At 61.9% G+C, this 12,055-nt stretch carries 12 protein-coding genes; 11 read left to right on the top strand and 1 reads right to left on the bottom strand.

What is annotated here, in order from left to right:
- Nucleotides 1-12 precede the first annotated feature (12 nt).
- From I2H31_RS21690 to I2H31_RS21675, 4 genes are all read left to right on the top strand, one after another.
- On the top strand, nt 13-969 hold the full coding sequence (locus tag I2H31_RS21690) for a glycosyltransferase family 2 protein (RefSeq protein WP_196295157.1): 957 nt from the start codon (nt 13-15) through the stop codon (nt 967-969).
- Nucleotides 970-1,033: 64 nt separating this feature from the next.
- Entirely contained in the window at nt 1,034-2,377 is a 1,344-nt protein-coding gene (locus tag I2H31_RS21685) for a hypothetical protein (protein WP_196295156.1), read from the top strand.
- A gap of 10 nt (nt 2,378-2,387) precedes the next feature.
- The gene (locus I2H31_RS21680; protein ID WP_196295155.1) at nt 2,388-3,830 is read left to right on the top strand and encodes an aldehyde dehydrogenase; all 1,443 of its coding nucleotides are present in this window, start codon (nt 2,388-2,390) and stop codon (nt 3,828-3,830) included.
- Nucleotides 3,815-4,189: a hypothetical protein gene (locus tag I2H31_RS21675; protein ID WP_196295154.1), complete on the top strand. Its 375-nt coding sequence runs from the start codon at nt 3,815-3,817 to the stop codon at nt 4,187-4,189. Before I2H31_RS21680 ends, I2H31_RS21675 begins: the two co-directional genes overlap by 16 nt.
- A gap of 1 nt (nt 4,190) precedes the next feature.
- Here the strand turns inward: I2H31_RS21675 and I2H31_RS21670 are convergent, their stop codons facing one another.
- Entirely contained in the window at nt 4,191-4,790 is a 600-nt protein-coding gene (locus I2H31_RS21670) for a Uma2 family endonuclease (RefSeq protein ID WP_196295153.1), read from the bottom strand.
- A 91-nt stretch (nt 4,791-4,881) separates the two neighbouring features.
- On the opposite strand from I2H31_RS21670, the gene I2H31_RS21665 reads away from it, so the two are divergent.
- From I2H31_RS21665 to I2H31_RS21635, 7 genes are all read left to right on the top strand, one after another.
- A complete protein-coding gene (locus I2H31_RS21665; RefSeq protein WP_196295152.1) occupies nt 4,882-5,508 on the top strand; it encodes an acyltransferase in 627 nt (208 codons plus the stop codon).
- Between the two features lie 4 nt (nt 5,509-5,512).
- Nucleotides 5,513-6,808 carry a nucleotide sugar dehydrogenase gene (locus tag I2H31_RS21660; protein WP_196295151.1) on the top strand — a complete coding sequence of 432 codons (1,296 nt, stop codon included), beginning with the start codon at nt 5,513-5,515 and terminating at the stop codon, nt 6,806-6,808.
- A gap of 92 nt (nt 6,809-6,900) precedes the next feature.
- Complete coding sequence (gene galE, locus I2H31_RS21655) at nt 6,901-7,917, top strand: UDP-glucose 4-epimerase GalE (protein WP_196295150.1); 1,017 nt, start codon at nt 6,901-6,903, stop codon at nt 7,915-7,917.
- 90 nt (nt 7,918-8,007) lie between these two features.
- Nucleotides 8,008-9,063: a dTDP-glucose 4,6-dehydratase gene (rfbB, locus tag I2H31_RS21650; protein ID WP_196295149.1), complete on the top strand. Its 1,056-nt coding sequence runs from the start codon at nt 8,008-8,010 to the stop codon at nt 9,061-9,063.
- A gap of 102 nt (nt 9,064-9,165) precedes the next feature.
- Nucleotides 9,166-10,173 carry an SDR family oxidoreductase gene (locus I2H31_RS21645; RefSeq protein WP_196295148.1) on the top strand — a complete coding sequence of 336 codons (1,008 nt, stop codon included), beginning with the start codon at nt 9,166-9,168 and terminating at the stop codon, nt 10,171-10,173.
- Between the two features lie 141 nt (nt 10,174-10,314).
- Entirely contained in the window at nt 10,315-11,193 is an 879-nt protein-coding gene (gene rfbA, locus I2H31_RS21640; RefSeq protein ID WP_196295147.1) for a glucose-1-phosphate thymidylyltransferase RfbA, read from the top strand.
- Between the two features lie 157 nt (nt 11,194-11,350).
- Nucleotides 11,351-12,052, top strand: a complete 702-nt coding sequence (locus I2H31_RS21635; RefSeq protein ID WP_196295146.1) for a hypothetical protein — start codon at nt 11,351-11,353, stop codon at nt 12,050-12,052.
- The last annotated feature ends 3 nt before the right edge of the window (nt 12,053-12,055 follow it).

Genomic DNA, 12,055 nt, shown 5'->3' with positions numbered 1-12,055 from the left:
TTTATAGCCCACGTGGACTTGTCCGTCATCATTCCCATCTACAACGAGGAAACCAACATTGACGAGTTGTACCGGCGCCTGCTCAGCGTGCTGGAGCCTATGGTTTTGGCCAATGGGTTTGAGCTGATTTTCGTCAACGATGGCTCGCGCGACCGGTCCCTGCCGATGCTGAAGGCGCTGGCCGCCCGCGACCTGCGAGTGCACTACTTGGACTTCAGCCGCAATTTTGGCCACCAGATTGCGGTCACAGCCGGGCTCGACCACTCGCAGGGCGGAGCCGTGGTCATCATCGACGCCGACCTGCAGGACCCGCCCGAACTCATCACGGACCTTTACGCCAAACTGGGGCAAGGATACGACGTGGTGTACGCCAAGCGCCGCTCGCGGCAGGGTGAAAGCTACGCGAAAAAGCTGACTGCCAAAGTGTTTTATCGCTTGCTGGCCCGCATCACCCACGTATCGATTCCAGTGGATACCGGCGATTTTCGCATTATTTCGCGGCGGGTGGTGCGCACCCTGCGCCAGATGCCCGAGCAGCACAAGTTTCTGCGCGGGCAGATAGCCTGGGTGGGCTTTCGCCAAACGTTCTTGGAGTACGACCGGGCCGAGCGGGCTGGCGGCCAAACCGGCTACACCTACCGCAAAATGCTCAGCTTCGCCCTCGACGGCATCACGAGCTTTTCGGACGCGCCGCTCAAGGCCGCCACGCTCATGGGCTTCACCGTGTCGGGCGTGGCCTTTTTGCTGATGCTCTACACGCTGTATTCTCGCTTGGTGTGGCACGACTACGAGCCGGGCTGGGCCTCGCTGATGATGAGCATCCTGTTCTTGGGCGGGGTGCAACTCATCGCGTTGGGGGTCATTGGTGAGTACGTGGCCCGCCTCAGTGCCAACGTGCGCCAGCGCCCGCTTTACATCATCGCCGAATCGGACCTCCCGGCGCCCGCGCCCGGCCCAGAACCCTTCTAGCTTTTCATTTCCCTGCGCGCCCGCCGGCTGCACGCCACCCCTCGGCTCGCTTTTCACTTCACGCATGGGCACCCTCTCGCTACGTCGGCAACTCACCTACACGTTTCTGCTCTTCACGCTGCTGCTGCTGCTGGTGCCCCACGCTGCGCACGAAAGCGACATGAGCTTTTGGGTGGCTTGGTCTAAAGACATTTTCTACCACGGGCTGGGCAACGTGTACCAGTCGCCCGGTAACAACTACAATCCGTTCTACCATTACATCCTGTGGTTCAATGGCTGGCTGATGGGCGACGTGGAAAAACTCATTTACTACAGTCACTGGCTGAAGGCCTACACGCTGGTGTTTGATTTTGCGGGGGCGTTCTGGGCGGCTTCGCTGGTGCGCGAGCGCGAGCGTCGGTTTGGGCTGGTCCTGCTGCTGCTGCTGAACTTGGGCTACCTCTACAACACCCTGGTGTGGGCGCAAGTCGATGCCATTTACACCTTCTTTGTGTTCGGGGCCGTGGTGCTGGCCGTGCGGCAGCGCGCCGTGGCCAGTGCTTTGTTTTTCGTGCTGGCGTTGTCGGCCAAAACCCAGGCCATCATTTTCATGCCGCCCCTGCTGCTGCTGTGGGCGCCGCTGTGGTGGCAGCGGCCCCAACGACTGGGGCTGGCCGTCGGGGCCAGCGCCGTGTTGGCCACGCTCATCCTGGCGCCCTTCATTTGGTGGAGCGACGAAAATTACCTGCCCCAGATTATCAAATTCAATCTGGGCGCGGCCAACACATATCCGGTGCTCTCCATGAATGCGTTCAATTTTTGGTACGCCCTCGCCCCCGACCCGGACCCCGTGGGCGTGGCCGATACCGGCCTATACGCCGGGCTTATGTACCGCACCTGGGGCTTGCTGCTGTTTTTTTTGGCATCGGCGCTCGCCCTGTTTCCGTTGCTGGTGCTGTCGCTTCGCAAGCTGCGTCGCCCGCCCGTTGCGCCGGCCGCCAGCGAGTCTAACCCGGATGACTTCTCCATTGTCCTGCTCAGCTGCGGGCTGATTCCCCTCTGCTTTGCGTTCTTCAACACCCAGATGCACGAACGGTACTGGCATGCCGCCATGCTGTTCTTAGCCGCCTACGCCTTTTTGAAGCGTGACTACCTGCCCTACGTGCTGACGTCGGTAGCTTATGTTCTCAATCTGGAAAGCGTGCTCCAGTTTCTGAAACTGCGCAAGTACTCGGTGCTGGTGTTCGACCCGCTCTTCGTAGCCGGCTTGTTTGCGGTGGCCATGGTGCTGGGCTTCGTAAAGCTTTACCGCCTCACCCAGTGGCGGCAGGAATGGCTGCTCATTCGGCAAAACTTTAGCCGGAACCCCGTTGCCCTACCCCTCGCGCTGGCCCCGACTGACCTGCCGGAGCGCCGGCTCAACGATTAAACCAACCGCCATGCTCCGCCTGCTCAATTACGTTAATGGCCAGCTGGTGCCGCCCCGGGCCGGCCGTTTTCTCGACAACATCGAGCCCGCCACCGGGCAGGTGTACGGCCAGATTCCGGATTCCGGCCCCGAAGACGTGGCCGCCGCCGTGGCCGCCGCCGAAGCCGCCCTGCCCGCCTGGCGCGCCTTGCCGGCCGAGGAGCGCGGCCGCCTGCTGGTCAAAGTTGCCGACCTCATCGACGCCAACCTGGAGCGTCTGGCCCGCGCCGAAAGCCAGGACAATGGCAAGCCCCTGGCCCTGGCCCGCGTGATGGACATCCCGCGCGCGGCCAGCAACTTCCACTTCTTTGGCACGGCCGCCCAGCACTTTGCCACCGAGGCCCACGTGCAGGAAGGCGTGGCCGTGAACTACACCGTGCGCCACCCCGTGGGCGTGGTGGGCTGCATCTCGCCCTGGAACCTGCCACTCTACCTCTTCACCTGGAAAATAGCGCCGGCCCTGGCCGTGGGCTGCTGCGTAGTGGCCAAGCCCTCGGAAATCACGCCGGCCACCGCCTTTTTCCTGAGCGAGCTGTGCATGGAAGCGGGCTTGCCGGCCGGCGTGCTCAACATCGTGCACGGCAACGGGCCGAACTGCGGGCAGGCCATCGTGGAGCATCCGGGCATCAAGGCCATCAGCTTCACGGGGGGCACCGCCACCGGGCGGCACCTGGCCCGCACCGCCGCGCCAATGTTCAAAAAGCTCAGCTTGGAGCTGGGCGGCAAAAACCCGAACCTCATCTTCGCCGACTGCGACCTGGCCGCCGCCGTGGCCACCAGCGTCCGCAGCAGCTTCGCCAACCAGGGCCAGATTTGCCTCTGCGGCTCCCGCATTTTCATCGAGCGGCCCATCTACGAGGCGTTTAAAACCGAGTTTCTGAAGCAGCTGGAGGCGCAGAAAATCGGCGACCCGCTGGAAGCCGACACCAAGCAAGGCGCCCTCGTGAGCGAAGCGCACCTGAACAAAGTGCTGGACTACATCCGGCTGGCCCACGAGGAAGGCGGCGTGCTGCTGGCCGGCGGCCACCGCGCCACCGTGCCCGGCCGCTGTGCCGACGGCTACTTCCTGGAGCCCACGGTGTTTGAAAACCTGCCCTTCGACTGCCGCACCAACCAGGAAGAAATCTTCGGCCCTGTCGTCACCCTCACGCCCTTCGACACCGAAGAGGAAGCCCTGGCCTGGGCCAACAGCACCGATTACGGCCTCTCGGCCACCCTCTGGACGCGCGACCTGCAACGCGCCCACCGCGTGAGCCACCAGCTGCACTCGGGCATCGTGTGGGTGAATACTTGGCTGCACCGCGACCTGCGCACGCCTTTCGGCGGCATGAAAAACTCCGGCGTGGGCCGCGAAGGCGGCCTGGAAGCGCTGCGGTTTTTCACCGAGGCCCAGAACGTGTGCGTGAAGCTGTAGGCATCATGGAGAAGCCGGAAACCGCTCCAGCTAAGGTGCGCGGGCTGTTTTTGAAAGGTTTTGCTGGAACCATTCTGGGGAGCTTGGTCTGGCAACTAGTAATTGTGATTGCAACTGCCCTTACTGCTTCAAACAGCTGGCTGCCCCTCCATACACGCCACCAAGGAGCGTTGGCTGCTTTAGTTTATGTCGTTGGATTAGCACTCAATCTATGGGCTTTGTATAAGGCGCTTCGAAGCGCTCATGCTCGGACAGGCGACGGCATCCTGGCGGGATTCAGCGTCTTGTTTTTCTTAGCAGCGGCAGCACTTGCTCTCATATTCATGATGCATGACTACGCTGAAGCATTGCGCGACTAAATCAAGTCTTTACCAACTCAACGCCCGCATACACCTCCGCCAGCGGCACTTGGCAGCTGATGCTGCTCAGGTCCAGCACAGCGGAGAGGTCGCGGGTTTCAGTGTATATCCAGCGGCCCACTTCGTCCAGGGTATAGAGTTCGGCGTGCACCTCTTCGGAGCTGAGCATGAGGTACTGGCGTAGGCTGATAATGTGCCGGTAAAGGGCGAATTTTTCGTAATGGTCGCGCTCGGCCGTTGAGGCCGATGTCACTTCCACAATGAGCACCGGATTGGTCAGGGACCGGGGCCTCACCTCATCAGAAAGCATGGGCGTACCACAAACCACTACTGTGTCGGGGTATAGATAGCCGGAGCGGTTTTTCGTTTGCACCCGCAAGTCGCTCATATTGGCTTTGCAGCCTTTTCCGCGCAACTGCGGGCCAATGACTTGATTGAGGTTGTAGTTGATATCGTTGTGGACCATCTCGGCGCCCGCCATCGCCCACACGCGGCCGTTGGCGTACTCGTGGCGGGTAGCGGCTTCGAATTCGAGCGCGAGGTAGTCATCGACTGAAACGTAAACCGATTCTTCGGGAAGTTGGAACGCAGGCAGGCCCATGATGCAGTCGGATTGAGGGAATTACCCAAAAGTACGAACCCAACCCCGCCCGCCGCCTTACCTTTGCCGGCTGAACCACCCGCTTGCCCGCATGCCGCACCCCGCCGCCGATTACTACGCCCACCCCACGGCCGTCCTGGACGAGGGCTGCCAGGTGGGCCGCGGCAGCCGCGTGTGGCACTTCTGCCACATCTCGGCGGGCGCCGACGTGGGCGAAGACTGCAACCTGGGCCAGAACGTGTTCGTGGCCGACGGCGTGACGCTGGGCCGCAACGTGAAGGTGCAAAACAACGTGAGCCTCTACGGCGGCGTGGTGTGCGAAGACGACGTGTTTCTGGGCCCCTCCGTGGTGTTTACCAACGTGAAAAACCCGCGCAGCGCCGTGCCCCGCAAGGGCGCCGGCCAGTACCAGCCCACCTACCTGGAGCAGGGCGTGACGGTGGGCGCCAACGCCACCATCGTGTGCGGCGTGCGGCTGGGGCGCTACGCCTTCGTGGGCGCGGGCAGCGTGGTCACGCACGACGTGCCGGCCTACGCCCTCGTCTACGGTACGCCGGCCCGGCTCCGGGGCTGGATGAGCGCCTACGGCCACCGCCTGGCCTTCGACGCCCAGCGCCGGGCCATCTGCCCCGAAAGCGGCGAACAATACGAGCTCAGCGCCGACCAGCAGTCAGTGCGCCCGCTCACCAAAAACGACAAACGAACCTCGAAAATCTAACTACGTGTACGACCAATTATTGCGCAAAGAGGCCACCCTGGCCGTTATCGGCCTCGGCTACGTGGGCTTGCCCATCGCCCTCGAATTCGCGAAGCAGCTGAAGGTTATTGGCTTCGACATCAACGCCGGCCGCGTGGCCCAGATGAAACAGGGCGTCGACCCCAGCGGCGAGCTGGACAAAGCCGCGTTCGACGGCTGCGACATCACCTTCACCGATTCGCTCGACGTGCTGCGCCAGGCCAGCTTTTACATCGTGGCCGTGCCCACGCCCATCGACGAGCACGCCATGCCCGACCTCAAGCCGCTGCTCGGCGCGTCGTCGTCGGTGGGCAAGGTGATTAAAAAGGGCGATTACGTGGTGTTTGAGAGCACCGTGTACCCCGGCTGCACCGAGGAAGACTGCATTCCGGTGATTGAGCGGCTGTCGGGCCTGAAGTTCCCGAACGATTTCAAGGTGGGCTACTCGCCCGAGCGCATCAACCCCGGCGACAAGGAGCACACCCTGCGCCGCATTGTGAAAGTGGTGAGCGGCAACGACGACGAAGCCCTCGACACCATTGCCAAAGTGTACGAGCTGGTGGTGGACGCCGGCGTGCACCGCGCCAGCAGCATCCGGGTGGCCGAAGCCGCCAAAATCATCGAAAACACCCAGCGCGACGTCAACATTGCCCTGATGAACGAGCTGTCGATGATTTTCGACCGCATGAGCATCAACACCTACGAGGTGCTGGAAGCGGCCGGCACGAAGTGGAATTTCCTGAAATTCTCGCCCGGCCTGGTGGGCGGCCACTGCATCGGCGTCGACCCGTACTACCTGACCTACAAGGCCAAAGAGCTGGGCTACGACGCCAAGGTTATCCTGAGCGGCCGCACCACCAACGACAACATGGGCGCCTACATCGCCCGGAAAACGGTGCAGATGATGATTAAGAAAGGCAAGGACGTGGCCAAAAGCCGCGTGCTGGTGATGGGCGCCACCTTCAAGGAGAACGTGGAAGACATCCGCAATTCTAAGGTAGCCGACGTGATTCAGGAGCTGAAAAACTTCTCGGTAAACGTCGACATTGTGGACCCGCACGCCGATTCCAACGAGCTGCACCACGAGTACGGCTTCCGCCTGACGCCCAACGACGACGTGCGCAAAGACTACGACGCCGTGATTGTGGCCGTGGGCCACTTGCCCTACGCCGAGAAAGACGAAGCTTATTTCCAATCCATCACTTCCGCCAACGCCGTGCTCGTCGACATCAAAGGCCTCTACCGGGGCAAGATGAAAGACATTCAGTACTGGAGCCTGTAATAAATGTAGCTGTTAGCTGAAAGCTGTTAGCGGTTAGCTCTTCGGAGCAGCCCTGAAAAAGCTGACGGCTGACGACTAACCGCTAATAGCTTATGAAAAAAATACTTGTCACTGGCGGCGCTGGCTACATCGGCTCGCACGCGGTAGTGGAGCTGCGCCAGGCCGGTTACCAGCCCATTATTGTCGATGACTTCAGCAATTCCCAGGAATCGGCCCTGGCCGGTATTGAGGGCATTCTGGGAAGCAAGGTGCCGGTGTATCGCATCAATTGTGCCGACGAGGCGGCCCTGCGCACGGTGTTCGCGGCCGAGCCCGGCATTGTCGGCGTGGTGCACTTCGCCGCCTTCAAGGCCGTGGGCGAGTCGGTGCAGAAGCCGTTGGCTTACTACCGCAACAACCTCGACTCGTTGCTGGCCCTGTTGGCGGTGATGCCCGAATTTGGAGTGGAGTCTTTGGTGTTTTCCTCGTCGTGCACCGTGTACGGCGTGCCCGACGCGCTGCCCGTGACCGAGGCCACGCCCACCAAAAAGGCCACCTCGCCCTACGGCGCCACCAAGCAAATGGCCGAGGACATCCTCACCGACGTGGCCGCCGCGGGCGGGCCGCGCACCATTTTGCTGCGCTACTTCAACCCCATCGGGGCGCATCCGTCGGCCAAAATCGGCGAACTGCCCCTGGGCGTGCCCAACAACCTCGTGCCGTTCATCACCCAGACGGCGGCCGGCATCCGCGAAAAGCTGACCGTGTACGGCACCGACTACGACACGCCCGACGGCTCCTGCGTGCGCGACTACATCTACGTGGTGGACCTGGCCAAGGCCCACGTGGTGGCCGTGCGCCGCTTGTTGGAAAAGCAGGCCACCGAGCGGGTCGAAATCTTCAACGTGGGCACCGGCCGCGGCAACAGCGTGCTGGAAGTGGTGCGCACCTTCGAGGAAGTGAGCGGCCAGAAGCTGAACGTGGAGCTGGGCCCCCGCCGCACCGGCGACGTGCCCGCCATCTACGCCGACGCCACGAAGGCCGAAACCGTGCTCGGATTCAAAACGGAAGGCTCCCTGGCCGAGGCCCTGACCAGCGCCTGGAAGTGGCAGCAGACGCTTGGTAAGTGAGTAAGTGGGTAAATGAGTAAGTGGGCCAACGTGCGCTACTCATTTGCTTGCCAGCTCACTTACTCATTTACCCACTTACTCACCTACTGCATGAAAATCCTCATTACTGGCGGCGCCGGCTTCATTGGCTCACACGTTGTGCGGCTGTTCGTGACAAAGTACCCGAACTACCAGATTCTCAACCTCGACGCGCTGACCTACGCCGGCAATCTGGAGAACCTGCGTGACGTGAAGCAGGCGCCGAACTACAAGTTCGTCAAGGGCGACATTGCCGACCAGAACTTCGTCGACCAGTTGTTTGCCCACGAGGCGCCCGATGCCGTGATTCACCTTGCGGCCGAAAGCCACGTGGACCGCAGCATCACCGACCCCATGGCGTTTGTGAAAACCAACGTCATCGGCACGGTGAATTTGCTGAACGCGGCGCGCCACCTCTGGCAGCCCGGCGGCTACGCCGGCCACGTGTTCTACCACGTGAGCACCGACGAGGTGTACGGCTCGCTGGATTTCGGGCCCGAGATGTTCACCGAGGAAACCGCCTACGACCCCCGCTCGCCCTACTCGGCCTCCAAGGCCAGCTCCGACCACTTTGTGCGGGCCTGGCACCACACCTACGGCCTGCCCATCAAGCTCAGCAACTGCTCGAACAACTACGGCCCCAACCACTTCCCCGAAAAGCTCATTCCGCTGGCCATTCACCGGCTGCGCACCGGCCAGCCCGTGCCCGTGTACGGCAAAGGCGAAAACGTGCGCGACTGGCTGTTTGTGAAAGACCACGCCACGGCCATCGACGCGGTGTTTCACCGGGGTAAACCCGGCGAAACCTACAACATCGGCGGCGTGAACGAGTGGCAAAACCTCAAGCTCATTGAGCTGCTGTGCGACGTGGTGGACGAGAAAACCGGCCAGGCGCCGGGCACCTCGCGCCAGCTCATCAAGTTCGTGACCGACCGCGCCGGCCACGACATGCGCTACGCCATCGATTCCTCTAAAATAATGAACGAGCTGGGCTGGAAGCCCTCCGTCACCTTCGAGCAGGGCCTGGCCCAAACCGTGGACTGGTACCTCGAAAACGAGGAGTGGCTGAACCACGTAACGAGCGGCGCTTACCAGGATTACAACGCCAAGCAGTACGCCGGGCGGTAGCGCTGCGCTTCAGTTAACAGTTATCAGTGAGTAGTGGACAGCATCGTTCAATAGCCATTTTTATAACTGTTCACTGCTCACTGATAACTGTTAACTGACTTTATGTACGAAAACCCTTTCCACGAGCAGCCGCTCGATAATCTGACTTTTCTCGTTACCGGCGGCGCGGGCTTCATCGGCTCCAACATCGTGGAGTACCTGCTGAAATACGGCGTCAAAAAAGTGCGGACGCTGGACAACTACTCCAACGGCTTCCGCAAAAACCTGGCGCTGTTTGCCGGCGACGCGCGCCTGGAAATCTTGGACGGCGACATCCGCGACGCGGCCGTGTGTGCCAACGCCTGCGCCGGCGTGGACGTGGTGCTGCACGAAGCCGCCCTCGGCTCGGTGCCGCGTTCCATCAAAGACCCCGTGCTGACCAACGACGTGAACGTGGGCGGCTTCGTGCAGATGCTGACCGCGGCCAAGGACGCGGGCGTGAAGCGCTTCGTGTACGCGGCCAGCAGCTCCACCTACGGCGACCACCCCGGCCTGCCCAAGGTGGAGGACCGCATCGGCAAGCCGCTCTCGCCTTATGCCGTGACGAAGTACGCCAACGAGCTGTACGCCGACGTGTTTGCCCGCACCTACGGCATGGAAATCATCGGGCTGCGCTACTTCAACATCTTCGGCCCGCGCCAGGACCCGGGCGGGGCCTACGCGGCCGTGATTCCGCTGTTCATCGACGCCATTCTGCAAAACCAGGCGCCCACCCTCAACGGCGACGGCGGCCAGACCCGCGACTTTACCTTCGTGGAAAACTGCGTGCAGGCCAACATCCGGGCCGCGCTGGTGCAGAAGCCGGAGGCACTGGGCCAGGTCTACAACATTGCGGTGGGCGACCGCACCTCCCTGGTGCAGATGTATGACATCCTGCGCGAAGAAGCCGGCTCCGACCTGGCGCCGAAGTTCGGCCCCGACCGCGCCGGCGACATCCGCGACTCCCTGGCCGACATTTCCAAGGCCCGAAACCTGCTGGGCTACGACCCACAAATCCGCATCCGCGAGGGCCTGCGGCAGACGCTGGACTGGTTCAAAGCCAATCAGGAGTTTATCAAAGAAAGAAACTAGCGTCAAGCTAAAAGGAACGTCGTGCTGAGCTTGTCGAAGCATCTCTACCGCAGGAGTAACCCTGATTACTTGCGCGGTAGAGATGCTTCGACAAGCTCGGCATGACGTTCTGAAATTCACAAGTACGACTTTCCTCATCCCATGAAAGGCATCATCCTCGCCGGGGGCTCCGGCACCCGCCTGCACCCGCTCACGCTGGCCGTGAGCAAGCAGCTCATGCCCGTGTACGACAAGCCGATGATTTACTATCCGCTGTCGATTCTGCTGATGGCGGGCATCCGGGAAGTGCTGATTATCACCACGCCGCACGACCAGGCGCAGTTCCAGAAGCTGCTCGGCGACGGGCGCAGCCTGGGCTGCGACTTCCAATACGCCGTGCAGGAGGTACCCAACGGCCTGGCGCAGGCCTTCGTAATTGGGGCCGACTTCATCGGCCAGGACAAGGTGGCGCTGGTGCTAGGCGACAATATTTTCTACGGCGCCGGCCTGGAGGCCCTGCTGAAAGCCAACAGCGACCCCACCGGCGGCGTGGTTTTCGCCTACCACGTGCTCGACCCCGAGCGCTACGGCGTGGTGGAGTTCGATGCCAACAAGAAAGCCCTCAGCATTGAAGAAAAGCCGGCCACGCCCAAGAGCAACTACGCCGTGCCCGGCCTGTATTTCTACGACAACGACGTCATCGAAATTGCCCGCGGGCTGAAGCCCAGCCCGCGCGGCGAGTACGAAATCACGGACGTGAACCGCGAGTACCTGCGGCGCGGCACCCTCAAGGTGGGCATTCTGGGCCGCGGCACGGCCTGGCTCGATACCGGCACGTTCGAGAGCCTGATGCAGGCCGGTGAATTCGTGCGCGTAATTGAGCAGCGCCAGGGCCTGAAGGTGGGCGCCATCGAAGAAATAGCGTACCGCCAGGGCTTTATCAACGCCGACCAGTTGCGCGCCCTGGCCGAGCCCCTGCGCAAAAGCGGCTACGGCGACTACCTCATGCACCTGCCCGAGCAGTTGGTGGTGCGCACGTAAGTCATGAACAAGCAGCATTTAACCACCGTACTGACGGGCCTAATGGCATAGTTATAACGGCGGTTAAGAAGTGCTTATGCGGCGGCGGCGGCATTGGTGCACCACCGTAGCGGGACGTATCTTTATTTCATCCTGCATAGCCATACGTCCTGCCACAATGCGTTTTATCAAGCTTGCGCTCAAAGGGTTGCTTTGCTTTTCGTTTGCCAACGCCGCGGCTCAGTCGGCGGAAGTGCATCACCCCGCCACGGACACGCTGCAACCCAAAAGTGGCTATTATGTGCCGCCGGTGCTGCTCTGTACCAGCAAGGGCAAGCTGCACTATGGCTTCATGAATGACGGAACCGCTGAGCTTGAGGGCTTTTATTTCACCTGGCGCCACCCGGCCAGCTTGCCCCGACCCAAGCCGGTACTCATAAAGTACACGCAGGTGCGGTGGGTGCGCCGGCGGGGGCGTGAGCTGGTGCCGCTACACCTGCCCGGCCGACCATTCGTGGGGTTGGTGGAGCGCCGCGTAGCGGGCCCCCATCTGGAGTTGTTTGAGCAGAGGAGCTACGAGGGCGGCTGGCTGGAAGTGGTGCCGCTCGTAGGAGCCGTGTCCCATATTCGCGCGGCCACCAAAGGCATCACCGACAGCTGGTACTGGTACTTGCGCGTCCCTGGTCCGGGCGACTCGACCATGACGGTGCTACTGCCCGGCAAACAGTTTGGCCCCATGCTGGCTGATTTCCTGCGCGCCACCCCCGCCCTTGCCGACTCGGTGCGCCGGGCCGAGCTAAGCGGCACAAGGCTCTATCAGGACATTCCGCGCCTCATCGCCCGCTACAACCGCCTGGCCGGCGCGGCGCCCGCCCATTAGCGC

The organism is Hymenobacter ruricola (assembly GCF_015694525.1).
Lineage (GTDB): Bacteria > Bacteroidota > Bacteroidia > Cytophagales > Hymenobacteraceae > Hymenobacter > Hymenobacter ruricola.
The sequence above is the reverse complement of the archived record's forward strand: the minus strand, read 5'-3'. Positions and strand labels throughout refer to the sequence as shown.

Coding starts and splice junctions, on each gene's coding strand:
- I2H31_RS21685 (WP_196295156.1), top strand. CDS start 1,034: ATGGGCACCCTCTCGCTACGTCGGCAACTCACCTACACGTTTCTGCTC.
- I2H31_RS21680 (WP_196295155.1), top strand. CDS start 2,388: ATGCTCCGCCTGCTCAATTACGTTAATGGCCAGCTGGTGCCGCCCCGG.
- I2H31_RS21670 (WP_196295153.1), bottom strand. CDS start 4,790: ATGGGCCTGCCTGCGTTCCAACTTCCCGAAGAATCGGTTTACGTTTCA.
- I2H31_RS21665 (WP_196295152.1), top strand. CDS start 4,882: ATGCCGCACCCCGCCGCCGATTACTACGCCCACCCCACGGCCGTCCTG.
- galE (WP_196295150.1), top strand. CDS start 6,901: ATGAAAAAAATACTTGTCACTGGCGGCGCTGGCTACATCGGCTCGCAC.
- rfbB (WP_196295149.1), top strand. CDS start 8,008: ATGAAAATCCTCATTACTGGCGGCGCCGGCTTCATTGGCTCACACGTT.
- I2H31_RS21645 (WP_196295148.1), top strand. CDS start 9,166: ATGTACGAAAACCCTTTCCACGAGCAGCCGCTCGATAATCTGACTTTT.
- rfbA (WP_196295147.1), top strand. CDS start 10,315: ATGAAAGGCATCATCCTCGCCGGGGGCTCCGGCACCCGCCTGCACCCG.
- I2H31_RS21635 (WP_196295146.1), top strand. CDS start 11,351: ATGCGTTTTATCAAGCTTGCGCTCAAAGGGTTGCTTTGCTTTTCGTTT.